The 24318-nt window shown below is 49.5% G+C and carries 20 protein-coding genes; 11 read left to right on the top strand and 9 right to left on the bottom strand.

What is annotated here, in order from left to right; all coding sequences use genetic code 11:
• Positions 1-41: 41 nt before the first annotated feature.
• Entirely contained in the window at positions 42-2552 is a 2511-nt protein-coding gene (locus B156_RS0102190; RefSeq protein ID WP_018617974.1) for a bifunctional YncE family protein/alkaline phosphatase family protein, read from the top strand.
• A 9-nt stretch (positions 2553-2561) separates the two neighbouring features.
• A complete protein-coding gene (locus B156_RS0102195) occupies positions 2562-3401 on the top strand; it encodes a polysaccharide deacetylase family protein (RefSeq protein ID WP_018617975.1) in 840 nt (279 codons plus the stop codon).
• Between the two features lie 88 nt (positions 3402-3489).
• Here the strand turns inward: B156_RS0102195 and B156_RS0102200 are convergent, their stop codons facing one another.
• The 5 genes from B156_RS0102200 to B156_RS0102225 form a co-directional block, all read right to left on the bottom strand.
• Positions 3490-4512 (bottom strand): SPASM domain-containing protein, encoded by a 1023-nt coding sequence (locus B156_RS0102200; protein ID WP_018617976.1) that lies wholly within the window; start codon positions 4510-4512, stop codon positions 3490-3492.
• A 92-nt stretch (positions 4513-4604) separates the two neighbouring features.
• On the bottom strand, positions 4605-6596 hold the full coding sequence (locus B156_RS0102205) for a hypothetical protein (RefSeq protein ID WP_018617977.1): 1992 nt from the start codon (positions 6594-6596) through the stop codon (positions 4605-4607).
• Between the two features lie 250 nt (positions 6597-6846).
• Positions 6847-8628, bottom strand: coding sequence for a M28 family peptidase (locus B156_RS0102210; RefSeq protein WP_157626891.1), 1782 nt, complete (start codon positions 8626-8628; stop codon positions 6847-6849).
• Positions 8629-9310: 682 nt separating this feature from the next.
• Positions 9311-9886, bottom strand: a complete 576-nt coding sequence (locus B156_RS0102220; RefSeq protein WP_018617980.1) for a DinB family protein — start codon at positions 9884-9886, stop codon at positions 9311-9313.
• Between the two features lie 88 nt (positions 9887-9974).
• The gene (locus B156_RS0102225) at positions 9975-10559 is read right to left on the bottom strand and encodes a hypothetical protein (protein ID WP_018617981.1); all 585 of its coding nucleotides are present in this window, start codon (positions 10557-10559) and stop codon (positions 9975-9977) included.
• 104 nt (positions 10560-10663) lie between these two features.
• On the opposite strand from B156_RS0102225, the gene B156_RS0102230 reads away from it, so the two are divergent.
• Together B156_RS0102230 and B156_RS0102235 are read left to right on the top strand one after the other, a co-directional pair.
• Positions 10664-11731: an Ldh family oxidoreductase gene (locus tag B156_RS0102230; RefSeq protein WP_018617982.1), complete on the top strand. Its 1068-nt coding sequence runs from the start codon at positions 10664-10666 to the stop codon at positions 11729-11731.
• Between the two features lie 51 nt (positions 11732-11782).
• Complete coding sequence (locus B156_RS0102235) at positions 11783-12769, top strand: aldo/keto reductase (RefSeq protein ID WP_018617983.1); 987 nt, start codon at positions 11783-11785, stop codon at positions 12767-12769.
• Positions 12770-12865: 96 nt separating this feature from the next.
• Here the strand turns inward: B156_RS0102235 and B156_RS0102240 are convergent, their stop codons facing one another.
• Positions 12866-13417, bottom strand: coding sequence for a fasciclin domain-containing protein (locus tag B156_RS0102240; protein ID WP_018617984.1), 552 nt, complete (start codon positions 13415-13417; stop codon positions 12866-12868).
• 491 nt (positions 13418-13908) lie between these two features.
• On the opposite strand from B156_RS0102240, the gene B156_RS0102245 reads away from it, so the two are divergent.
• From B156_RS0102245 to B156_RS0102270, 5 genes are all read left to right on the top strand, one after another.
• Positions 13909-14280 carry a hypothetical protein gene (locus B156_RS0102245; protein ID WP_018617985.1) on the top strand — a complete coding sequence of 124 codons (372 nt, stop codon included), beginning with the start codon at positions 13909-13911 and terminating at the stop codon, positions 14278-14280.
• A gap of 860 nt (positions 14281-15140) precedes the next feature.
• A complete protein-coding gene (locus B156_RS0102255; protein WP_018617987.1) occupies positions 15141-15812 on the top strand; it encodes a sensor histidine kinase in 672 nt (223 codons plus the stop codon).
• Positions 15813-15892: 80 nt separating this feature from the next.
• Positions 15893-16540 (top strand): response regulator transcription factor, encoded by a 648-nt coding sequence (locus tag B156_RS0102260; RefSeq protein WP_018617988.1) that lies wholly within the window; start codon positions 15893-15895, stop codon positions 16538-16540.
• A 44-nt stretch (positions 16541-16584) separates the two neighbouring features.
• Positions 16585-17619, top strand: a complete 1035-nt coding sequence (locus B156_RS0102265) for a dipeptide epimerase (RefSeq protein WP_018617989.1) — start codon at positions 16585-16587, stop codon at positions 17617-17619.
• The gene (locus B156_RS0102270; protein WP_018617990.1) at positions 17616-18713 is read left to right on the top strand and encodes an aminotransferase class I/II-fold pyridoxal phosphate-dependent enzyme; all 1098 of its coding nucleotides are present in this window, start codon (positions 17616-17618) and stop codon (positions 18711-18713) included. The genes B156_RS0102265 and B156_RS0102270 overlap by 4 nt, the downstream gene beginning before the upstream one ends.
• A gap of 36 nt (positions 18714-18749) precedes the next feature.
• Here the strand turns inward: B156_RS0102270 and B156_RS0102275 are convergent, their stop codons facing one another.
• The 3 genes from B156_RS0102275 to B156_RS0102285 all read right to left on the bottom strand — a co-directional run bounded on the left by B156_RS0102275 (position 18750) and on the right by B156_RS0102285 (position 21350).
• Positions 18750-19580, bottom strand: a complete 831-nt coding sequence (locus B156_RS0102275) for a sugar phosphate isomerase/epimerase family protein (protein ID WP_018617991.1) — start codon at positions 19578-19580, stop codon at positions 18750-18752.
• Between the two features lie 75 nt (positions 19581-19655).
• Positions 19656-20579, bottom strand: a complete 924-nt coding sequence (locus tag B156_RS0102280) for a DUF1338 domain-containing protein (RefSeq protein WP_018617992.1) — start codon at positions 20577-20579, stop codon at positions 19656-19658.
• Positions 20580-20600: 21 nt separating this feature from the next.
• On the bottom strand, positions 20601-21350 hold the full coding sequence (locus B156_RS0102285; RefSeq protein WP_018617993.1) for an acyl-[acyl-carrier-protein] thioesterase: 750 nt from the start codon (positions 21348-21350) through the stop codon (positions 20601-20603).
• A gap of 286 nt (positions 21351-21636) precedes the next feature.
• On the opposite strand from B156_RS0102285, the gene B156_RS0102290 reads away from it, so the two are divergent.
• Together B156_RS0102290 and B156_RS0102295 are read left to right on the top strand one after the other, a co-directional pair.
• The gene (locus B156_RS0102290) at positions 21637-23142 is read left to right on the top strand and encodes a circularly permuted type 2 ATP-grasp protein (protein ID WP_026260542.1); all 1506 of its coding nucleotides are present in this window, start codon (positions 21637-21639) and stop codon (positions 23140-23142) included.
• 157 nt (positions 23143-23299) lie between these two features.
• Entirely contained in the window at positions 23300-24280 is a 981-nt protein-coding gene (locus B156_RS0102295; RefSeq protein WP_018617995.1) for a glycosyltransferase, read from the top strand.
• The last annotated feature ends 38 nt before the right edge of the window (positions 24281-24318 follow it).

A 24318-nucleotide genomic window follows, 5' to 3' on the forward strand; every position in this document is an offset into this window, starting at 1 on the left:
GCCCGAATCTACCTTAAAAACCCTACAATACTTTATCAACCATGGCAAAACATACCACTATTCTGTACGCGCTGGGGGCTTTGGTACTCCTTACTTTAGCAGCCAGTTGTAACCGAAAAAGTAATTCGGCCCAGACCTCCCAGGAAGCCGATGTATACAAAAGTCTGGCCGCCAAACGGGTCAATCTGCCGAATGGGTGGTCACTAACGCCCACCGGTCGGAGTCTGAACCTGGACGATTTACCGCTGAATCTGGTGGTTTCTCCATCCAAAAAGTATCTCGCCGTTACGAACAATGGGCAGAGTACCCAAAGCATCATGCTGATTGATGCTAAAACCGAAAAGCTTATTGACTCCACCAAAGTGGCCAAAGCTTATCTGGGGCTGGCCTTCAGCGATGACGAAACGCGGTTGTATGCATCGGGCGGTAACGACAACAAAATCTTGGTGTACAAAATTGAAAACCAGAAGCTGGTGCCTGGCGAAGCGATTGTACTGGGAAAACCCTGGCCGGTGAAAATTTCGCCGACGGGCTTGTGTGTAGATGATGCGAAGAACCGTCTTTACGTGGTCACGAAAGAAGACAGTTCGCTGTACATCTGCGACACGAAAAACCGGCAAGTGCTGCGCCGGATAAACGTAGGCAATAAAGCCTATACCTGCACGCTCTCCCCCGACAAAAATGAGTTGTTTATTTCGATTTGGGGTGGTGCCAAAGTACTAATGATTAATACGAGTACGCAGGCCATCACGGCTGAAATTGCCACCAATAAAAACCCCAATGACCTGCTGCTCACCCGCGATGGCAAGTACCTTTATGTTGCCAATGGCAATGATAATACAGTAGCTTTAATTGATGTGGCCAAACGGCAGGTTATTGAAACACTGACGTCTTCACTCTTTCCCAACGCGCCCGTGGGCACCACGCCCAATGGACTTGCTCTGAGCGACGATCAAAATACCCTGTATATTGCCAATGCGGATAACAACTGCCTGGCTGTGTTCGATGTAACCCGAAAAGGCCACAGCCAGTCCAGCGGGTTTATTCCAACGGGCTGGTATCCAACGGCTGTAGAAGTGATTGGTTCGAAAGTTTTTGTAACGAACGGAAAAGGGTTTTCTTCCAAAGCCAATCCCCGCGGACCAAACCCCGTGAAATCCCGAACAGCGCAGGAAGTTGGCCCTAATCCACAGGCCAACCTCGGTCCGGTTCAGTACATTGGGGGCCTGTTTAAAGGCACACTCTCCATCATCGACGTACCCGGCACCGATGTTTTAGCAGCCTATTCCCGGCTGGTTTATGCCAATACACCCTACACCAAAACAAAAGAACTTCAGGCCGAAGGGGAAGCGGGTAACCCAATTCCGATGCGGGTTGGTGGCAACGGTCCGTCGTCACGGTCACCCATTAAATACGTGTTTTATATCATCAAGGAGAACCGTACCTACGACCAGATTCTGGGTGATATGAAGGAAGGTAATGGCGATGCTTCCCTTTGTTTATTTCCCCAGAAAATAACGCCAAATCATCACGCGCTGGCGAAGCAATTTGTGTTGCTGGATAATTTTTACGTGGATGCCGAAGTCAGTGCCGATGGGCACAACTGGTCGTCGGCAGCGTACGCTAATGACTACATCGAAAAAAACTGGGTGACCAGTTACGGTGGTCGTGGCGGTACGTATGATTATGAGGGCAGTAAAGAAATTGCTCACCCACGGGATGGCTTCATCTGGGATCACGCACAGCGTGCCGGTATATCCTATCGTAGTTACGGCTGGTTTGCTGATGATGCTAAAGCTAATGTGAAAGTGCTTGATGGTCATTTTTGCCCCGACTTCAAAGGCTTTAATCTGGGTTATCTCGACGTCAATCGTGAAGAGGTGTGGGAAAAGGATTTTGATCAGTTAGTGGCTGCCGGTAAAGTTCCCGCCCTCAATACCGTACGCTTTGGCAACGACCATACCTCGGGGGCACGGGTGGGTATGCCAACGCCAGAAGCCGCCGTTGCCGATAATGATCTGGCCGTTGGGCGATTCGTCGAACACCTGTCCAAAAGTCCTATCTGGAACGAATCCGTTGTGTTTATTCTGGAAGACGATGCTCAGAATGGCCCTGACCACGTAGATGCGCACCGTTCCATTGCCTTTATGGCTGGGGGATATGTAAAACGGGGATTCGTCGATCATACCATGTATTCGACTTCGGGTATGTTGCGCACCATAGAGTTGATTCTGGGTCTCAAGCCCATGAGCCAGTACGATGCGGCTGCTACGCCCATGTGGCGGTGTTTCGCCAAAAAGGCGGACTCGACGCCGTTTAAAGCACAGGAAGCAGGCGTTAATATCAACGAGAAGAACGTGGCTGTCAACCGAAACTCAAAACGCTCGTCGCTGTTCAACCTGACTCATCCCGATGATATTGATGACCTTGTTTTCAGTGAGATTGTCTGGCAAACGGTACGGGGAGAAAGGAGCGTTATGCCCGCCCCCCGGCGCGGTGCTTTTGTGCGATTGGGGCAAAAAGGTGAGGACGACGATGATGATGACGATTAGGTTTACAAAATGAGGCATCTTCTCTTTTTTCTACTGCTTGTTAATACGGCTTTTGCCCAAACGGTACCACCCCGATTGATTATTCGGGGTGATGATATGGGCTATGCACACAGTGGAAATGAAGCACTGATTACCTGCTATAAAGACGGTATCGAAACGTCCATTGAGGTGCTCGTACCATCGCCCTGGTTTCCGGAAGCGGTGCAACTGCTGGCCGAAAACCCGACTGTCGATGTGGGTATCCACCTGACCCTTAGTAGTGAGTGGGACAACCTCAAGTGGCGCCCCGTATCGGATTGCCCCAGCCTGCGGGATGCCGACGGGTATTTTTATCCCATGATTTACCCGAATAAAAACTACCCGAAACGCTCGGTTGTCGAAAACAACTGGCAACTGGCCGATGTCGAAAAGGAATTTCGGGCGCAGATTGAACTGGCCCTGAAAAAGATTCCGCGCATCAGTCATATTTCCGGTCATATGGGGTGCACCAGCATGGGCGATGACGTGAAAGCACTGGTCAAAAAACTGGCGCAGGAATATAAAATTGATATTGATCCAGTAGCAAAGGGCGTAACCAGCATCGGCTACATCGGTGCACACGCCACGTCGGAAGAGAAAATCGCCGGCTTTATGAAGATGCTCGAACGTCTGGAACCGGGCAAAACGTACCTGTTTGTCGACCACCCCGGCCTGGACACGCCCGAACTAAAGGCCATTCACCACATCGGCTACGAGCAGGTTACCCAGGACCGGCAGGGCGTAACCGACTGCTGGACCAACGACCGCGTGAAGGCACTAATTAAAACCAAAGGCGTTCAGCTAATTAGCTACAAGGATTTAGTAAAATGAATTTTGAATGAGCCAATGATAGAGTGAGTGAATAAGTATTGTTGCTAACTATTCACTCACTCTATCATTGGCTCATTCAAAATTCATTTTACGCCCACACCTTCGTTCCCTCGGTGCAATTCCGGCACATCTCAATTTCTGAGCGGGAACGGAACAGGGTTTCGCGGAAATCCTGGTAAGCCGGGCCATGCCAGAGGTCGGCAAAGGATTGGGTTTGTAAGTCGCCGAGCCGGTGATGCGCATCTTTGTCAAAACAGCAGGGCACCACTAGGCCATCCCAGGTAATGACGCAGGAGTGCCACATCTTCCAGCAATGGTCGCCAAAGCCATTTTTAATCTGGTAAGTGCCGTCGGTTTGAGGGGCGTAGCGGCTGTACTCGTCCAGCGAAGGGATGAGTTCATTGCCCTGTTCGTAGTCGTAAATCTGAGCCGTTTTCAGCCCTACTTCATCCACGCCCAGTTCGCGAGCCAATTTTTTGACTTCGGCAATTTGATGCTCGTTGGGTTTTACCACCAAAAACTGAAAGACAACGTGGGGCGTGCGTGATTTCAGTTCTTTTTTCCAGCGTAAAATATTCTTTGTGCCTTCCAATACTTTTTCCAGCTTTCCCCCCACTCGATATTGCTGGTACACCTCCTGCGTAGTGCCATCAATCGAGATAATGAGCCGGTCCAGCCCCGACTCAACCGTTTTACGGGCGTTGGCATCGGTCAGGTAATGGGCGTTGGTGCTGGTAGCGGTGTAGATGTTCCGCTCCGTAGCGTACCGAACCAGGTCCAGAAACTGAGGGTGCAAATAAGGCTCGCCCTGGAAGTAGAAAATCAGATAAAGCAGTGTATCGTGCAGTTCGTCGATGGTGCGTTTGTACAGGTCCTCACCCAGCATCCCCGTCGGGCGGGTAAACGACCGGAGCCCGCTGGGGCATTCCGGGCAGCGCAAATTACAGCTTGTGGTTGGCTCAAACGAGATGGACATGGGCAAGCCCCGCTGTACGGGCTTGCCCGTTTGCTTCGCCAGATAATAACTCGACAGCACCCTGAGCGCATTCGCCACCCGTTTGGGCGTTAGTTTGGACACAAAGTTGAGGCCGTCTGACAGATTGCGATTCATGAAGCAAAGGTACGGCCAATCGGCTACCGAGATACTTTTTTAAACCAGAGGCCTTGTAGGGGCCGACTAAGTAATTTCGCAATGCGACCTGATTACCGGAGCGCATAAACGCGGCAGCCGCTTTCCTCAAAAACAATTTCGCCTGCCGGGATTCCCGCTATTTTCTTCGGTAACTCCCCTGTCATGCTGGCCGCAAAAGCGTAATTAGGAACAGATTCCTCTGTTGAGGCTGCCAGCCTCCAGACAATGTATTTTCTTGTGCTGCCGGGGGGTATCAGACAGGTTGTTTCTTTACCGGCAATATCCGGCCAGATACGCTCTGCAAACTGGCGCATTCGTGAGATAACCACGAACTGGTCGGCGTTTTGCCCCCATACGAAAGGGCCATGCGTTACTTTGTCGGGCTGCCGTTCGTCCTCTATTCTAAATACATACAGTTTTGTGTATTCTTCATTGGCTCCCCGCTGTTCGTGCAGGTTCCGTACTTCGAAGCCAAGCCCTACGTAACTGGGCATATCGGTTAGGAAGAGGGCCGTGAAGTAGCGAAATAGATTACCCGTCCGGTAAAACTCGTCGAAACGAGGGTCATCTTTATCGGCTGTCATCACCGTAAAGTTGGGGGCGAACCGGCGTGTTTTAAGGTAAGTATAATAATCAGCAAACTGGCGTTTGAATTCTTTCGATCCAACCACGAGCGACTGTAAGTCTCCCAGGGTCGAATCGGCTTCGATAGCATCCAGGTGGTCGAGTTCATTACCGTATCCCATCGTGTTTGGGGGAGCCAGGAAGGTTTCGGCGAAGAAGGCGAAATGGGGTACGCCATTTGCCTGAACGTATTTTTTGATGGCCCGTAACGGGTCGTAAAAGTCGCCTATTGCGGCAGGTACGCCACCCGGTCTCATCTGGACGTGGGCCATATCACCCCGCATGAAATCGAAGTTGTACGTGCGCTGGCAGTCGGACACTTTCCGGCAGATGTAGTCCCAGGCGGGTACGTTGGGTCGGTCGAAGTCCAACTCCCAATGCTGATTATTATCTTTTGATTCGTAAAACCGATAGCGCGCCAAAGGGCCAAACACCCGCGACATAGGCTCTGGCTTATTGAACGCGTACTGGTACCAGGTTTGTCCAAAACCATCCAGCACAAAATCAGTCGGATCAATGTGGATACCCCGGTAGGGTGGAGCCATCGTCATGGGCAGGGTTTCAAATCCCTGCGCCACCAGATGCCTGATAAGAGCCAGCCGCCGATTCAGTCGGCCGCCGTGGTCGTTTGGGTAGCCAAATAGTATACGCAAGCGTTGCTCGTCGGTCAAAATGGCAATATCCGTCGAGAAAAAAGTGTCTTTTGTAAATGTCAGCTGGCTAGTATCGGCCGCCCCGTGAAATTTCAGAAACTGCCAGATGGCTTCTTCTACGTATCGGTAAACATAGCTGGAATGATCGATCAATTCGGCAGGTTTTCCCTGCTTAACACCCCGCTGGACCCACTCAAATAAGGATGGGCAAGCCAGTACCATCTCCGACAGACGGTCGGTGTGCGGAATAACGTCCATACCAATGGTTCGACCCAGGGCATGAATCAGGTTTGTAACGACTTTCAACTGCTTCTCAACCGAATCGAGCGCGGGAACGAAACTGGCCAGCGACACGTCGAAAAACTCCGGGTTTATCTGCCAGCTTACCATGCCATATAAACTACCGACTACGCCCGGCTCCCAGATGGGCAATAGGTGAATACTGTCATGGCAGGCGGGTAAGGTGAGGGTATAATTGATAAGCTTCCAGAAGGAGCCAATAGTCCGTACATTGACCCCAATCATGTTGCTTTTCTTTAGCCACGACCCATCAGCGTATTGGCTGGCCGGACTTTCAACGGTTTCGGCTGGATTCAATGCCTTTCGCAGCACGTCATTTCCCAGTCGCTTATGTAGCATGTCGAGCGTTTGGTACACCGTAAACTGTACGGCTGTCTGCGGCAACAGATTTGGTATAAACGACAGCTTACCGGACTGATAGGTGTCAGTACGCTGTTTATATTGCCGATTCCAGTCGGCTTGTAGATTGGCGATTGAGTCGGACATAAGGCAAATGTAAACCAGTTTTTATAAAAGCTGTTTACACCATCGTTTGTGCGTATTGCTAACCAGAAAAGTCCATTCTCTTACCATTACCTGTCGACCAGCAAAAAAATGGTCACGCAGTCAGAAAGGAAGGTAGATAGAGGGTATTCCGGATACTTTTGGGCGACCGGTACCATTAAAATGCCAGGGCCTTTCCCAGTAGCATGATAGCTTGCTGAAAAAGGCCCTGGCACACGGAACAGAATGGATTTTACTGTCTCATCATCATTCGATTGGTAGCAATAACCTGATTGTTAGCCTCAAATGTATAGTAGAACACTTCTATCCGGCCCTCATTTTTATAGTCGAACAGGTATTCATTAAGACCCGACTTAATCTGGATTTTTCTTTTCTCGACCAATGTCCCATCGCCTTTTCTGATGGTTAGGTAAGCATCGTCGAATTGCTGGTCGGCCTCATTTTTCAACACGACATAGGTCGATTCATCAAATGGATTCGGGTAGTTTCGGAGAATTTCTATTCCCTTTATCGGCGATGCTGGTGTTCTTAACACCTGATCCATATAATTGAGCCCTGCCACCATATTCGTTGCAGGGGTGGTAGCGGGTACCGTAACGGATAGTTCGCCCGAAAAGAGACTTTCTACGCTATTGGTATTCACGGAGGCTACACTAACATACCGTACGGTGCTGCCATTGCCAACAAAAATAACCGAAGGAGTTTTGCCGGTAACCGTATACACCGAATCCCAGTCGTTGGTAGCCGAACGCAGAGCCACCCGGTAAGCAGGGGCATTGGTAGCGTCCGTGATGGTCAGTGAAATTTTGTTCGGACTAACGTACTTTGCGGTAAAGCTGGTAGGGGCTTTAACGGATTGTGCAGCCATGGCAATGGCATTGGCATTGATAACCGCATTGCGGGTCAAATAATCGAAATCGACGCTAAAATCATCCAGGATACCATCATTGTTGGTGTCAATCTGCTCATTGTCTTTAACCGTGTGAACGATACCGCAACTGCCCGACCCATCGCCATTTTCATTCTGGCACATAACTCTCATTGCCGCGTAGCCCTTGCTCCGGAAAGGGACGTGGTCACTTGAGCGGCCGGTCCGGTCTTCGGCACTCATAATGTTAATCGTCATCGGTACTGCCGCTATTGGCTTTATTTGCTCTCCGTATTCCAGCTTTACGAAGCGGACTAACTGCTTATGAATGGAGTTAGTACTGCCGTACGAAAAAATCCGCAGGCTATTGGTGGCCACATCCCCCGGTGCACAGGATGGCGATGATGAGCAGGGACCACAAAGCGTAGTACCGGCAATGTCATTATTCAGAACCATTCGGATGCTACGGCTTTTGCTGTACGAATAATTGGCAAATGCGGTACTGCCATACAACCCCTGTTCTTCGCCCACCGTTAGCAGAAACACGACGGTGGCCTTCAGGTTATATTTCGATAAAACCCTGGCTGCTTCCAGTACCAGTGCCGAACCAGTGGCATTGTCTGAAACACCAGGCGCATTACAGTTTACATCACAGTTGCTTTCGCAACGGGAATCCATGTGTCCCTCTACAATAATAATTGACTTGTCGGTCAGGTCGGTACCCGGCAAAACGGCGAATACTTCGTTAAACGTCTTTGTCGATGAGCAGACAGTGGCGGTAAAATTCATTCGGGAAACCAGCAACCGGTTATTACGCTGGGCACTCAGTTGCCTGAATTTTGCTTCTACCCAATTATTAGCAGCTCCCAGACCAGTAATGGTCGATGGGTTGGATATACTACTGGTATTTCGATTGGTGAACGATGCTAACTTCCGGACGTAGGTTTTTAGTGAATCGGCGGAAATAGACTGATTAAGATCAGCCGCAATCGTAGATGGTAACGCATTGATTCCGGAGTTATAACTGGCTGGATTGTAGTTCCCTGCCATAACAGCGTCGGCGGTGGTGTTGGTAACAACCATGTTGGTTTGTGCCCAGGCAAGGTTGCTTACCAGAAAACTAATCAGGTAGAAACATTTTTTCATAAATTGGTAGTTTGAAAAATTATAGATGAGAACGATAAAGTGAAGCATTAAAAAGGTACCCTCGGTGTACGTCTGGTCGTGGCTGATTACCTTACTCGCTTGGTTAGCATTACCATGGCTAGTCACTGTTGATTAAGCGGTATATTGTAACTAAACATCTTTTTTTATTACAAAAGTAGATGTTTAAGTATATCAACAAAGGGAAAGTTAAAATAAACTACTAATGCTATATATAATATTTTTTATAGTAGCAGCATTTACTAACTAGTCCCGGAATTCAGCCGTAGGTTTTGTTATTTACCTTACTATATAAGTTATTGATAATAAGTCATATAAGAGGAGGTATTTCCATATTAACAGAAAAAGGGAGCCGGGTTAAGTCCCTGATGGACTAACAGGATGAGACTGCTAAAATGGGAAGAGTACAGCGGGTGCTGTTCCTGGCGCAGGCGCAAGGTTGCCGTTGAAGAAAGCAGATTGAAAAAAACAGGCTTGAGCGATGCAAGCTGGAAAAGCGTTTTAGGCTTCTGGAATGAGGATTATCGGAGCTGGATCAGCTACAGAGATAATAATCTGAAGCCAGTGCTGGCTTCAGACGTGATGGGTTACAGTGAGGATTAATTATTTCTTAAAAATACAAAGGAGTAACTTATGTAGAAACTGGCAACCAGAATTTCAGGCGCTATCGCGGAAATTCGGTATCTGCTTTGATTTCTTCAATCTGCTTGCGGTGTCGCTCCGAATGGTTAGCCATCATTAGTAAAGCCTGAAAAATATCAATCGTACCAAAAATCTTATTGTCGAAGTAGTGCGACCTCAGGTCTTCCTGCGTGTTTTGACCAAAGTCAATTACGGCATTGCGCACCCTATCGAACGCTTGTAGTGCGCCCGCAGCGTCGCCAAACCGACCCGTTGGTTCAGTACCAGCCGGAGCCAGCCGGGCATTCTTTCGGCTACGCATCGCTTTGATAACATCCACATCCGACACACTTATTTCGGCTCGTCTTTCCCGGTTAACCGGGGTTTCCATACCGAATTGAACGCCCTTGAAAATACGACCTTCAACCAGGGCAATGTGTTCGACACAGGCAGCAACAGACCACCGCTCAGCACTGGGTTTGTAAGAAAGCTGGTAGTCTGATAAGCCTTCGAGCGACTGATGGAGGTCGGCCTGCGTCGTTTTCAGTACGTCGATGGCGTAGGATCGTTCATCATTAGTAAAGGGACCGGTTAGCTCGGTGGGTGGACGATTTTCCATCGTATAATAGTCGTGATTTTTGACCTATTTTGACGGGCAAACTTAACGTAAATTACGTTACCCGATTACGTATTGTTAAGCCAGCTTATCAATACGTACGCAACACCTTAAGCCGGTGGTTTTTGTTTATCTGTATGTGCGGGTTGCTGATGAGGTGAAACAGTAGGCCACTGCCCGCCAGTATGCCCACGACGGGGAGGGTATTACTATAAAATCCCCGATTGTTTACGACATCGGCTAACAGATAAACCCCACCCGCAATGGGAAAAATGGTTCCAGCCGCCGTCACGAACGGAATACGGCGGTGCAATAACACTTTCTCCACTTCATCAAGCCGGAAGGTTACCGGCTCGTCACGATTCATGACTTCATTAGCCATCAGAATGCTGAACGTGCTATCCGTTACCTCGTAAAGCTGCTCGTTGTATTTTTCCCCTCGTGCTTTGAAATGTAGTTCGTCACCAACGAAGAAACGATAGCGGTGGAAACCGCCAGGCGCGTGAAGTACATCCAGGGCCAGGTATCGGGATGGTCGGAGCAAAGCCGTGTAGGCCGTTCCTTTTCGTTGTAGCAGTTGCTCCGTCGTGAGCGTGTCACGCGGCTGGGCGAAAACCGTGCTGCTAAATGAGCATAAAAAGATAATACCGAACAGGAAGGCAAGGGTCAACTTCATAGTAAATGGAGAGTAGATTCTCCAATAACATGAAAAACACAGTCGATAGCCTATTTTTCAGAAAAATTTAACCCATTCGCTCCCGGTTAGCTAAGTTTGCGGGCATGATGACTGCCAATCAACTCCGAACGTTTACCGAACAGATTTTTAGCGCTATCGGCTGTTCCGAAACCGATGCCCGCCTGGCTGCCGATGTGCTGGTCAGTGCTGACCTTAGAGGGGTCGATTCGCACGGCGTAGCGCGTTTGCCGGGTTACGTCCGGCTCTATGACCTCGGACGGATTAACCCGCAGCCCCAGATGCGCATCGTTCACGAAACCCCATCGACGGCAGTAGTGGATGGCGACCGGGGGCTGGGCCTGGTTGTTGGCCCCTGGGCTATGCAGGTAGCCATTGACAAAGCCAGGATAGCCGGAACGGGCTGGGTAGCGGTGCGAAACTCCAATCACTTCGGCATTGCGGGGTATCATGCGTTGCTGGCCACGGAACACGATATGATTGGGCAGGCCATGACCCACGCGGCCCCGCTGGTGGCCCCTACGTTTTCACTGGAGAAGATGCTCGGCACCAATCCCATTGCCGTAGCTGTGCCGGCCGCTACCGAGCCTACTTTTCTGGCCGATTTCGCGTCGACAGCCGTAGCCTATGGAAAACTGGAAATTTTGCAGCGGAAAGGTCAGGACATACCGGCGGGTTGGGCACAAGATGCCACTGGTCAAATTACCAATGATGCCAATGCCATTCGGAATGGGGGTGCCTTACTACCCCTTGGTACCGACCGGGAGCATGGTTCGCACAAGGGGTACGGGCTGGGTGCGATTGTCGATATTTTTTCGGGTGTGTTGTCCGGTGCAAATTATGGTCCCTGGGTACCACCCTTCGCTACAGCCGGCTTTATGCAGGCCAACGAAGGTGTGGGTGTAGGTACCGGCCATTTTTTCGGGGCCATGCGCATTGACGCTTTCCGGCCCGCCGATGAGTTTAAAACGCACATGGATACTTGGATTCAGCGGTTTCGGCAGGCTAAAGCCGTTGAAGGGAAGCAGGTGTTAATTCCCGGCGACCCGGAGCGGATGATGAAAGCAGAGCGGATGGCCAACGGTATTCCCGTGGTTGAACCCGTCATAAAAAGTCTGGAAGAACTGGGTGAACGCTTTGGGATTAAACTATAGGTAGGGCCATTTTCTACACAACGAATTATCAATTTTTACTTACTCAATTGTATGAATTATCGAACACTGGGTAAAACCGGCTTTACTATTTCTGAAATCAGCTTGGGTACCTGGCAGGTAGGAGGCAAATGGGGAGAACCCTTTAGCCATGCCAATGCCGACCAGATTCTGAACGATGCCGTGGATGCAGGCATTAATTTTATTGATACGGCTGATGTGTATGGCGATGGCGAAAGCGAAAAAGCCGTTGGGCGGCTGGTTCGCTCGCGTTCCGAGCGAATCTACGTTGCTACCAAGTGTGGTCGGCGGTTGCAGCCGCACACCAACGAAGCTTATCAGCCCTCTGTACTTCGGGCTTTCGTGGAAGATAGTTTGCGAAACATGGGCCTGGAAACCCTCGACCTGATTCAACTTCACTGCCCACCAACCGATGTCTATTATCGACCAGAAATATTTGAACTGTTCGACCGATTGAAGGAGGAAGGCAAAATTCAGCATCTGGGTGTCAGCGTTGAAAAAGTGGAAGAGGGGCTGAAAGCCATCGAATTCCCGAACGTGACGACGGTACAGATTATTTTCAATATGTTCCGGCAGCGACCAGCCGAACTGTTTTTTACAGAAGCCGCAAAACGAAACGTTGGCATCATTGTGCGGGTGCCGCTGGCCAGTGGAATGCTTACGGGCAAGTTCAGCCCAGATACTAGTTTTTCGGCCGATGACCACCGGAATTTTAACCGGCAGGGCGCAGCCTTCGACCAGGGTGAAACGTTTTCGGGAGTAGACTATGAAACGGGCCTTGCTGCCGTGGATGAGCTGCGAACTATTTTTCCTGGCGATGCTAATCTGGCCCCCGATGCTCTGCGCTGGATTCTGACTTTTGATGCTGTAAGCTGCATTATTCCGGGTGCCTCGAAGCCGGACCACCTCATCTCGAATGTACAGGCATCAGAACGGTCGGCTCCTTCATCAGAGCAGATAACTTCCGTAAAAAAAGTGTACGATACCTACATTAAAAACCCGGTTCATTATCGGTGGTAAAAGCGTTATCTGATAGTGACAACCATTGAAGCGCAAAAACGCCCGACCAGCATTGGTCGGGCGTTTTTATAGGGTTGAATAAATCAGAGAAGCCAATTAGGGCATCAGAACCGTGTCGATTACGTGAATCACACCGTTGGATTGATTTACGTCGGCAATCGTAACCGTCGATGTGCCACCTTTGGCATCTGTCAATACTACTTTCTTGCCTTTTACCATGGCCGTTAGCGTACCACCTTCAACGGTTTTAAGTTCAGCTTTGCCACCGCCATCGGTGATCATTTTCATGAGGTCGGCCGCACTTACTTTACCCGCTACAACGTGGTAGGTTAAAATCTTGGTCAGCGTTTCTTTGCTTTCCGGCTTCACAAGTGTTTCAACAGTACCTTTTGGCAGTTTGTCGAACGCTTTGTTCGTTGGGGCAAACACCGTGAATGGACCAGCACTCGACAGTGTCTCAACCAGACCAGCTGCTTTTACAGCTGCTACCAGCGTCGTGTGATCTTTCGAGTTTACAGCATTCTCAACAATATTTTTAGATGGGTACATCGCGGCACCACCAACCATTACTGTTTTCTCCTGGGCAAATGATACCTGGCTGATAGCCAGCAGACTAAGTATAGCAAACGTGAATTTGAACGTCTTCATTGTCGTTATTCTTTTTTTAAAATGGTTAAACTCTTTACTCAATAGGTTACTACTTGTGTCGATCAACGGGAAGACTTACGGCTTTGTCGTGGTGATTGGATTTAATTCCTAACAAACTTTTTTATAAGCGCCTATCAGTAAGTGGGTTATCATAAAGTAGGGACCAATTAAGGATGCTTGATATGCCACAAAAACAGACCGCCGGACAATGGCCCGGCGGAACTGACATCAGGAAAGTGGGGTGGATAGAAACGACGTTACAAAGTTGCTGATTGACTTAATGCTCCGGTAGGGGAGATGCCACCAAACTGGGCTGGGGAAAGGCTGGTGCCGAATACGGGGATTTTCCCGTATTTTTACTCGAATACAGTAACTGTGTGTAAGTAATAGTCTGATTATCAAATATCTAATTTGGGTGGTAGAAATTGGTCATTTGCTAACTAGTTAATAATCTTATTAACTTAACAACACTAATTTTAAACCACTCTATCATGTCCTCGGAAAAGCTAACGATTACAGAATTAAAGGCTCAGGTTAAAAATTACATTGACTACATGGTCGGTAAAAATATGAAGTCGGATGAGTTTTTTTTGGCCGCTACCATCAACAAAGAGGCACTTAGAAAAATTACGGATAGCTATCCAGATTGTACCGGTGTACGCATTTACCTGACAAAGGAAACATTAGATGGCTCAGGTGATATTTGGCCATTGATTGTACCAGTACGACATGACGCGGATGGTATAGTTACCGATTTAATGAAGGACGAACACGCATTCATGGCCAGTAATGATATGAGTAATTTTGATTGTCGTAATCCGCCCTGTACTCTACGAAATCAAGGTAATATATTGTTGCCGTAATAAATTAAAAATATCGAACAGGAGAAGAGGTAGATAGTTGCCTTGCCTCTCTTGGGGAAATATGGTCTGGCTAAGAAATATTTCAATATTAAATCAAGTCTACCTTACGATTCTAATCGTAGATATATTTATTATAATAATTAAATATAGTAGATTGCCAAATCACTTACGACCATTATTATTTCTGGTGGTAAGTGATTTTCTGGTTGAGTTTATATCCGATTATATAAAGGGTACCGATGATAGTAATAATTTATACCTTTATCATCTATACGCTCCTGTTGAATATGCTTCTATTGCATTTATATTTTATCTTACTCTCGGGAACCGAACCATACAAGACAATATAAAAATTTCAGTATTTATATATGTAATAATAGTGGTTATCAGTACTGTATATTGGCAGCCGCTGACTCATAATAATTCAATTACCTACATGATTGAAAGCACTTTCGTTATTTACTGGTGCTTTATTTTTTTTCAAAATATATTAAAAAGAGAGGACTTATATCAACCAGAAAAAGATCCTACTTTCTGGATTATAGTAGCCATACTTATCTATTTCACTGGCACCTTTTTTACAATCGGTCTAATTGATTATTTCATTATTAGTAATAAAACATTAGCCTCCATGATTTATTATGCTACATTTCCATTTAGCTTTATACTTTACCTGACTATTGGGTTAGTCACTGCAATGTCTACTATACTAAGCAATTATGTCGAATAACTCATTACGAGACGTTCTAATCGCTTCTATAGCTGGTAGTGTTGTCTTGATATTGATGGCGATCTTTAGTATAAGTTTTATTATATATTATTATCGTCGGCGGAGAGAAACTTTTCATGAACGTGAAATAATGAAAGAAACCTACCAGCGGGAACTCCTTCAGTCACAACTCGAAACGCAGAACCAGACCCTCGAATACGTGGGGCAGGAACTGCATGATAACATTGGACAGATGCTGTCAGTAGCCATGCTGCACCTGAATGGTCTGGAAGAAGAACTTGCTCAGTCGACCCATCAATCGGCGGTACGGCGTATGGTGGAGAGTATAGAAGGAACCATTACGGCGGTGCGGCAACTCAGTAAGACGCTGGATAAAAGCACCGTGAAACGCTTCGGGTTAACCGAAAGCCTAAACCTTGAGCTGGAACGAATCCGGCAAACGGGCCGCTACCAGACGAGTTTGCGGGTGTTGGGGCAACCCTACGCGCTTGGCGACGAAGTTGGGATTATTCTGTTTCGAATGGCGCAGGAGTCGCTTAATAACGCCCTGAAACATGCCCGTGCCAAAAACCTCACCATCGAAGCTGATTACCAACCCGATACCTTTACCCTTAGAATACTGGACGACGGACAAGGTTTCGACCAGACGAAAGTGGCCGCCCGTGAATTAAGTCAGTCAGGGTCAGGGTTGCATAATTTACGTCAGCGCGCCCAGCTATTGGGCGGAACCTGCACTATCGACTCCCGGCCGGGTGCCGGAACGCGTGTTTCTATTACGCTGCCACAACCGTCTGCCCAGTGAAAAATACCCCGATTGGGGTATTGACGCCAGTAGGTTAACAGGCTACCTTTCCGCTCCATTACTAACCTGCCCTACAAACCATGACCACAACCATTGCTATCGCTGATGACCATAGCCTGCTGGCTCAGGCCCTGTCCGATCTTATTCAGAGAATTGAGGGCTACGACGTGCTGTACGTTGCGGAAAATGGCCGGGATTTACTCCGGCACCTGAATCGAAAGCAGATTCCTGATATAGTGCTGCTAGATATCAACATGCCCGAAATGAACGGGTTCGAAACCGCAGAGTATTTGCAGCAACACCACCCCGATGTAAAAATAATTGTTCTTTCCATGTTCGACCGGGAAGAAGACGTGGCCAAAATGGTTCGGTTTGGCGTTCGGGGTTACTTGCTGAAAGGATGCCGCCCGTCGGAGTTGCGGCTGGCCCTGGATGATGTCAGTAAAAAAGGATTTCACTACTCCGAGTTTCTGACCAATAAGCTCATCCGTAATTTGGCTCCCGGAGAAAAAAATGGTTTGGCTTCCAAACCATTCCTCAACGAACGCGAACGTGCGTTCCTTAAACTAGCCTGTAGTGACCTGACCTACGCAGAAATTGCTGACAAAATGTGCGTAGCACTCCGAACAGTAGACGGCTACCGGGAGGTTCTGTTCCAGAAACTGAATGTCAAAAGTAAGACGGGTATGATACTGGAAGCCTTGCGTCTTGGCCTGATCGACCTATAGGTATCCCAAAATGAGGGGTATCTTTGTGGGAAATCGCCAGATCCATGCAGTTGCTTTTCCACCGGGTCGATCTTCGCCTGAAGCATACGTTTACTATTGCTCACGACAGCCGGGATGTACAGCCCACGCTGATTGTCGAGCTTCGCGATGGCCGGTTCAGTGGTTTTGGCGAAGCTACGGCTACCCGCTATTATGGCATTACGATTGAGGGCATGGTTGCGTCGCTGGAAGCCATTCGTACCTTGATTGAAGCCGATGATGTAGCCGATCCGGAGCAATTCTGGGCTACCATGCACCCCCATTTGGCAGATAACCCGTTTGCGCTTTGTGCCCTCGATCAGGCTGCCTGGGATTTGTGGGCCAAAAAGCTGGGCCAGCCGCTCTACAAACGCTGGCAACTCGATCCCGGAAAAAGCCCCCTCACCGATTACACCATCGGACTCGACACGCCGGAGCGAATGGTGGAGAAAATGCAGGAATGCCCCTGGCCACTCTACAAAATAAAACTCGGCCGACCGGACCAGGATATCGACCTCGTTCGGGCGTTAAGGCGGCATACCGGCGCCGTGTTCCGGGTCGATGCTAATTGTGGCTGGTCGGTGGAGGAAACCATTACAAAATCAATCCAATTGCGCGATTTAGGCGTCGAGTTTATCGAACAACCCTTACCGGCCAACGATTGGGAAGGGGCTAAAAAAGTATATCAGCAATCGGCATTGCCCATTATCGCCGATGAAAGCTGCATCGTCGAATCAGACGTCGACCGGTGCGCGGGCTGTTTTCACGGCGTAAATATTAAGTTAACCAAGTGCGGAGGTCTGACCCCCGCCCGACGCATGATTGCCCGCGCCCGCGAATTGAATTTACGGGTTATGGTCGGCTGCATGACCGAATCGAGTGTAGGCATTTCGGCCATTGCCCAGTTGCTGCCACTCCTCGACTATGCCGATCTGGACGGGGCCATGCTCATTGCTAACGACCCCGCAACGGGTGTCACCTTCGAGCATGGCCGGGTGGTGTACGCAACCGAAAATGGAACGGGTGTGCAGTTGGTCCCGTATGAAAAGGCGGAAGGATGAGCGAGCCAGGGCAACAGTCAATTTTTACGATCAATCACCTTCCGGGCCGCACCATCGAGCACAACGGTAAATCATACCTTTTTTTCAGCGGTACGGCGTACCTGGGTCTGCCGCAGAATCCGGTTTTTCAGCAGTTGATGATTGACGCCACTCGCCAGTATGGTACTGTTTTTGGCAGTTCGCGCAACGGAAACGTACGACTTGGCATTTACGAGGAAGCCGAAGCGAAACTGGCTACTTTCGTTACCGATAAACTAACGGATAAATTCGCAGCCCTGACGCTATCATCAGGTATGATGGCGGGGCAGGTCGTCATTAACTGGTTGCGGGGGCAGGGTATGTCTATTGTTTACGGCTCCCATACACACCCGGCACTCTGGCATGAGCCGGTTGTGAGTCTGCCCACGTTGGCATTTAGGGATTGGGGGGCACAGGTAACCGACCAACTTGCGAACCTCCCTGCTGGTCCCGTAGCCATTCTGGTCAATTCGCTCGATGCCGTTCGGTCGGTCTACTTTGACTTCGACTGGGTCGAAAGCTTACCCGACGACCGGGCTATTACCCTCGTTGTAGATGATTCGCACGGGCTGGGCGTGTTGACTAACGGGCGGGGTATCTGGCCGCAAATTCCGAAGAAACCGAACGTCAGGCTGGTTGTTACGGCTTCACTGGCTAAAGCGATGGGGTTGCCGGGTGGCGCTGTGTTCAGTGATGGAGAAACGATAGACGAAATCCGTAAAACCGCTTTTTTTGGTGCCTGCTCCCCTATGCCCCCCGCCTGTTTGTCGGCTTTCATGAAGGCGGATAGTGTGTATGACGAAGCAGGGGAACGACTTCGTACAACCATTCGTCTGGCAGAAGAATTATTACTGCCAACGGGCCTATTTCAACACGCCAATGGGTATCCAGTTTTTTTTACGGAGCAGGATGATTTATACCCTTACCTGCTTCAGCAAGGTATCTGCATTTACTCATTCGCGTACCCAACAGCGGCCGACCGGGCCAATACCCGCATCGTGATTAGTGCCTTCCATGAGCCCAATGATATTGAGCAACTGGCCAGGCAGGTTTATGCCTACCTGGAAGCCGCCTGATGAGAGAAAGTGCCGTTCGGGATGTTGAAACGGCTGTTATAACGACCGAAGGAAATCCAGGCTTTGCGGCACCTGCTCCATGGAGCGCGAGGATTCGTCTTCGATAAAAAAGTGCTTCACTCCCGATTTTTTGGCCTGTTTCATTATGGCCGTAATGCCCACATCGCCTTTACCCAGCGTTACGTTCGATTCTACGTCGGCACGGCCATTCTGACTATCGGGTGTGCCGGGTTTGCGGTCCTTGAGGTGCATGAGCGCAAACCGTTTTGGGTACTTCTGCAACAAAGCCACCGGGTCGTAGCCGGGCATTTTTACCCAGAAAACATCCATCTCGAAATGGACTGATTTTGGGTCAAAATTTTCGGCCAGATAGTCAAAGAAAGTCCCGTCTTTATAGGTTTGAAACTCGTAGCCGTGGGTGTGATAGCAGAAGGTCAGGTCGTTGTCGGCCAGGAGTTTACCCGCCGTATTGAACACGTCCACAGCCCGATCCGCATCGTAGATGGTGAAGGCATCGCCAGCGTGCGGAATCCAGGCACAAACGACATATTTAGCCCCCAGTGCTTTGGCTTCAGCAATGATTTTTGGCACGTTGGAGTCCAGGTCCTCATAGCTTGCTCCGGTACTGATGGCCTTGATATTGTTCTTGTCCAGTAACGTTCGGAAGTCGCTTAAACTAAGTCCGTACGTTCCGGCAATTTCAGCCTCCCGAAAGCCCATCTGCTTTACTTTCGCCATGGTGCCCGGCACATCTTTGGCAAACTGGTCACGGAAACTATACAACTGTATGCCAACGGGCGCGGCTTTCTGAGCCAGCGTAGCCAGATTGCCCAGCAACAGAAAGGTGAGGAGATATACGTTTTTCATTAGCAGAATCAGGCTAGTATTGTACGGTGACTGGTGACATTGGTCAATAGTAAACGGTAAACCAGATTGTATCAACTATTTACCCGTTTGGGTCGTAAACGTACTTTCAAAAATTTTGTCGGCATTACCCGTTTCAAACCCTTCGCGCCGGTGCTGCCGGGTAAGCTGGTTGGCGGGCAAATACTGAAACTGGGGCAGTACCCGCCGTTCGGCGAATTCAACGTAAGAACTGGCAATCCGGGCAAAATCGGCAGGCGACCCTGGAGCCCCGGCAAATTCAGCGTCAATCAGTTGTGCCACGGTCGACGCCTGTCGTAAATTTTTGTCCGGGCTGATTTTGATGGTGCCCCCTGCCGAGTTGAGCCGAAATCCCCGATTTTCCAGAAACTGCACGAATTCCTCGATGGTGTTATAGCCCGGCTTGAGGTTATGCACGCTGATGGTGAAATGGTTCAGGTAATACCGGTTATAAATCACCCAGGCTGCGTATTCACTTTCGCGCAGCAACGCCTGATAGTCGGCCAGAGTAGGGGTCTCCCAGAGTGGCTGATGCAGAAAACGGTCGACCGCTTCCCCATCGTCCAGGTTTAGCGCATCGACCGGATCGCTGGTGACGGTAGCAGTATAGCGGTGAATAATTCGCTTTGCTTCGGCAGACAGGTCATCGACGCGGAGTTCACTGGCGAAGATGCGGGGGTAGTGTGGTTCCGGCGGTGCGTACCAGTACGCCGTTAATTTCTTCTCGATGAAGTTGTACTCATCCCGGCGTTCGTAGCCGTAATGCAGGAATATTTTCTCGAACGAAGCCAGCCCCAGATTCGGGACGCCCATTGTACGGAAGGCAATGTGGTCATTCTCAACGTCGCCCGCCGATTGAATGATACCGGCATCGAGCATGGCATCGAACACGTGCTGCACGTCAGGTACGCGTTCGCTGTACCGGCGCATCAGGCCGTTCAGTACGGTATCGAGGGTTGTTTGCCGGGAAGTAGTTATCATACTATTGTCGTTCAGAAGCCATCAATCTGTTACCCACCGACTGCGGGCCAGCAGGACATCCTTACCTGATTCGGTGTGAATAATCCGATGCAGAAACGTTTGCGGGGTTTCAACGGCAGATTGTATCTGAACGGAATCCTGCCAGTGGCTTTCAGTCCGGTAAACTAAATCAATTTCGGTCAATTTTTTCGTTTCCAGTGTTTCATTATCAACGGTTTCGAGTAGCCATTCCACATACGCCACGTTGTTTACATGCTGATTCTGGTCGATACTTAGCCAGCCTACTACACTTTCTTTCGTTTTGGTTGGCGTAAAAGGCGTTGATTGAAAGTCTGGTTTGTGGGGCAGTTTGGGTAAGTGCGTCAGGCCAGCCGGGGGATTCAGGCTGCGAATAAAATCGGGCATTGGCACCATCGACCGTTTTTCGATGCTGAAAACGAGCCACGTACTACCTGCTTCGGCGAGGAGCGTGTCATCCTCCGCCAGTATCCGAAAGTCGCGGTAGATAAAGTACTTTTCCACCTCCGTTGGGTAGGTGACTACGCGAATAGTCTCGCCGTAGCGCGGGTACTGGTGCATCCGCAATTGAAAGCGCATGAGCATCCAGCCAACGCCCCGTTTCGCCAAATCGGCAATGCCGATGCCGTAATCGAGCGCATTCCGGTTGGCCGATTCCTGCATCATATTCATTAATGCCGGAACGCTCATTCGCCCGGATGCATCGCACTCGTAGCCGCGAATGGTAAAGGTATCAGTCTGAATAAATGCCATACGGCAAAGGTAACGGACGGTGGGGCAGGTGCGACGTGAAAAGCACATTTTGGTGTAGCAGGAAACACAATTGACGGAAAATATTTCGCGCCCTGTCGCAACTAAATAACGCAGTCAGGCGTCCTTTAACTGTGAAAAAATCGTTGTAGCGAACGAGTTCAGTGTGCCTCAGCGACAAACTGGGCAATCATGAGTTCATCCGGTACAGGATTACTTTTTATTTGCATAATACCACACAATTCAAAAGAGTGTTTGGCATCTTTGCCGGCTGTACATATATTGTTCCATGAAAAAACAAAACGCCCGCCAATCGCAATCCCAATCGCTCAAAGGCATGACCCAGTCGCAGGGTCAGTCTTCGGCTAACTTTTCCTTCGAGGATTATCAGACCGATAATTTCTTTGACGAGATGTTTGCCACCGAAATGCAGGTTCGGGAAGGGTATGCACCCTTTCAGCAACGGGTGGAACAAATGACCCGAAAAGACCTTGTGGGGCGGCAGCACGCGGCCGAACGTGCGCTGATGAGCATGGGTATTACGTTCAATGTGTACTCGGAAGGAGAAGGTACGGAACGGATTATGCCGATTGATATTATTCCCCGCGTTATTGAGTCGGCAGAATGGAATCAGCTGGAAGCCGGTCTTATTCAGCGTATCAAGGCAATCAATATGTTTCTGGACGATGTGTACAACGATCAGAAAATTCTGAACGATGGCATCGTGCCGCGTGACCTGATTGAATCCAGTAAATCATTTTTACCTGCTTGTCTGGGCGTGAAGCCTCCTAAAGGTATCTGGTGCCACATAACCGGTACGGATTTGATTCGGGGTGATGATGGACAGTACATGGTGCTCGAAGACAATCTTCGTTGTCCGTCGGGGGTGTCGTATATGCTGGAAAACCGGGAATTGATAAAGCAGACATTTCCCGAAGTATTGACCCAGACGGGTGTTCGCCCCGTATCTGATTACCCGATGCGGCTGCTCCAGATGCTCCAGTTCATTGCCGACCGGCCTAACCCAACTGTGGTGGTATTAACACCGGGTATTTATAACTCTGCCTATTTCGAACATTCTTACCTTGCCCAGCAAATGGGGGTAGAACTGGTGGAAGCCCGGGATCTGGTGGTATCGGGTGGGTATGTTAAAATGCGCACGACCAAAGGATTTCAGATTGTCGATGTCATTTACCGACGCATCGACGATACGTTCCTGGACCCGGAAGCGTTCAATCCCGATTCGATGATTGGGGTGCCGGGCATTTTTGAGGTGTATAAAAGAGGGCGTGTTGCCCTGGCCAATGCCCCCGGTACCGGCGTTGCCGACGATAAAGTGATTTACGCCTATGTGCCACGAATCATCAAGTACTATCTGAACGAAGAAGCCATCATTCCCAACGTGCAAACCTACATCTGCCGGGAAGAAGAAGATTGTAAGTACGTGATGGAGAATATTGAAAAACTGGTGGTAAAAGAAGCAAACGAAGCGGGTGGGTACGGCATGCTGATTGGCCCCAAAGCTACCCCGGAAGAACACGATTTGTTTCGGCAGAAAATCAAGGAAAATCCGCGTAATTACATCGCTCAACCCACTATTTCGCTCTCACGGGTGCCGTGTCTGGTCGATGGCCACGCCGAAGGTCGCCATGTGGACCTCCGGCCTTACATTTTGTATGGTGATACGGTGAGCGTCATTCCGGGAGGACTAACACGGGTAGCCCTTCGCAAAGGGTCCCTGGTCGTGAACTCCTCACAGGGTGGGGGTGGTAAGGATACGTGGGTTCTTTATTGAAGTATACAGTTTTTCGCTTGGAGTGACTAACCAATACACCACGCATCGGCCAACAACAAACCAGTTTCGCTTCTCTTCCGTCAGCGGGGGAATTAATTCCCCCGCTGACGGAAGAGAACTCCTTACCTTTGCTGCTCAAACTACTTCAACTGCTGCCTTGCCAGATTTAAGTATCATCATTGTCAACTACAAGACGCCCCAGCTCATTTTGGATTGTCTGAAGTCGGTTTGTCAATACACATCTGACATACGTTTCGAGGTACTAATCGTCGATAATCAGTCTGGAGATGCCAGTCAGGCTATTGTTCAGGCAGCTTATCCAACTGTACGCTGGTTCGATATGGGCTACAATGCCGGCTTTGCCCGGGCTAACAACCTGGGTATCCGACAGGCAGAGGGTCGGAACATTCTGCTCCTCAACTCGGATACGCTCCTGCTGGATGATGTATTGAGCCATTGCGTACGGGTGCTGGATACCCAGCCCGACGTTGCTGCCGTAAGCGCGATTCAGTTGCAGGCCAACAGGCAGGTGCGCCCCAATCTGTACACGACATTCGGGCAGATGCGCCGGGCGTTTTACATCCTGCCCGGTGGCGTGGCAGCCGATAAGTTTCTGTACTGGCTCATGCCCGACCCGCACTACGCCGACCCCAACCAGGTGGAGTGGTTGTCGGGGGCTTTCCTGATGACCCGGCCCTCGGTTATTGAAAAAGCAGGGTTACTGGACGAGAGTTTTTTCATGTACGGCGAAGATGTGGAATGGGGGTATAGGCTGGGAAAACAGGGCCGACTTTTGTTGCTGCAAAACGAAAAGTTTGTTCATCTGGAATATGGCAGCAACGAAGACAATCAACAGCACGTAGTAACGCATATCAACCGCTTTAAACCACAGGTGCAGGTGTCGCAGTTGCTTTGGGTGCGGAAACAGTATGGCGCTGGTGCGTATCTGATTCTGATAGGGCATTATGTGCTGATGATTCCGGTTGTGTTTATCTGGAAGATGGCCGTCAACCTCCGAAACCGGCGGCTTCCGTGGGCTGAACTCGATAATCAGTGGGCTTTTACGAAGCAGGTTGGTATCTTTCTGCGGTTCTTCTGGAAAACCCTGTTCAACCGACCCGGATTTTATAAAGTTTAGTCCGCTTTTCCGGAAGGCCGACGGCAATTAATACACTT

It is taken from the genome of Spirosoma luteum DSM 19990, assembly GCF_000374065.1.
Classification (GTDB): Bacteria; Bacteroidota; Bacteroidia; order Cytophagales; family Spirosomataceae; genus Spirosoma; species Spirosoma luteum.

What these genes read in the sequence shown, in the direction of transcription:
- B156_RS0102190 (WP_018617974.1), top strand. Translation starts at nt 42, where the DNA reads ATGGCAAAACATACCACTATTCTGTACGCGCTGGGGGCTTTGGTACTC.
- B156_RS0102195 (WP_018617975.1), top strand. Translation starts at nt 2,562, where the DNA reads ATGAGGCATCTTCTCTTTTTTCTACTGCTTGTTAATACGGCTTTTGCC.
- B156_RS0102200 (WP_018617976.1), bottom strand. Translation starts at nt 4,512, where the DNA reads ATGAATCGCAATCTGTCAGACGGCCTCAACTTTGTGTCCAAACTAACG.
- B156_RS0102205 (WP_018617977.1), bottom strand. Translation starts at nt 6,596, where the DNA reads ATGTCCGACTCAATCGCCAATCTACAAGCCGACTGGAATCGGCAATAT.
- B156_RS0102210 (WP_157626891.1), bottom strand. Translation starts at nt 8,628, where the DNA reads ATGAAAAAATGTTTCTACCTGATTAGTTTTCTGGTAAGCAACCTTGCC.
- B156_RS0102220 (WP_018617980.1), bottom strand. Translation starts at nt 9,886, where the DNA reads ATGGAAAATCGTCCACCCACCGAGCTAACCGGTCCCTTTACTAATGAT.
- B156_RS0102225 (WP_018617981.1), bottom strand. Translation starts at nt 10,559, where the DNA reads ATGAAGTTGACCCTTGCCTTCCTGTTCGGTATTATCTTTTTATGCTCA.
- B156_RS0102230 (WP_018617982.1), top strand. Translation starts at nt 10,664, where the DNA reads ATGATGACTGCCAATCAACTCCGAACGTTTACCGAACAGATTTTTAGC.
- B156_RS0102235 (WP_018617983.1), top strand. Translation starts at nt 11,783, where the DNA reads ATGAATTATCGAACACTGGGTAAAACCGGCTTTACTATTTCTGAAATC.
- B156_RS0102240 (WP_018617984.1), bottom strand. Translation starts at nt 13,417, where the DNA reads ATGAAGACGTTCAAATTCACGTTTGCTATACTTAGTCTGCTGGCTATC.
- B156_RS0102245 (WP_018617985.1), top strand. Translation starts at nt 13,909, where the DNA reads ATGTCCTCGGAAAAGCTAACGATTACAGAATTAAAGGCTCAGGTTAAA.
- B156_RS0102255 (WP_018617987.1), top strand. Translation starts at nt 15,141, where the DNA reads ATGAAAGAAACCTACCAGCGGGAACTCCTTCAGTCACAACTCGAAACG.
- B156_RS0102260 (WP_018617988.1), top strand. Translation starts at nt 15,893, where the DNA reads ATGACCACAACCATTGCTATCGCTGATGACCATAGCCTGCTGGCTCAG.
- B156_RS0102265 (WP_018617989.1), top strand. Translation starts at nt 16,585, where the DNA reads ATGCAGTTGCTTTTCCACCGGGTCGATCTTCGCCTGAAGCATACGTTT.
- B156_RS0102270 (WP_018617990.1), top strand. Translation starts at nt 17,616, where the DNA reads ATGAGCGAGCCAGGGCAACAGTCAATTTTTACGATCAATCACCTTCCG.
- B156_RS0102275 (WP_018617991.1), bottom strand. Translation starts at nt 19,580, where the DNA reads ATGAAAAACGTATATCTCCTCACCTTTCTGTTGCTGGGCAATCTGGCT.
- B156_RS0102280 (WP_018617992.1), bottom strand. Translation starts at nt 20,579, where the DNA reads ATGATAACTACTTCCCGGCAAACAACCCTCGATACCGTACTGAACGGC.
- B156_RS0102285 (WP_018617993.1), bottom strand. Translation starts at nt 21,350, where the DNA reads ATGGCATTTATTCAGACTGATACCTTTACCATTCGCGGCTACGAGTGC.
- B156_RS0102290 (WP_026260542.1), top strand. Translation starts at nt 21,637, where the DNA reads ATGAAAAAACAAAACGCCCGCCAATCGCAATCCCAATCGCTCAAAGGC.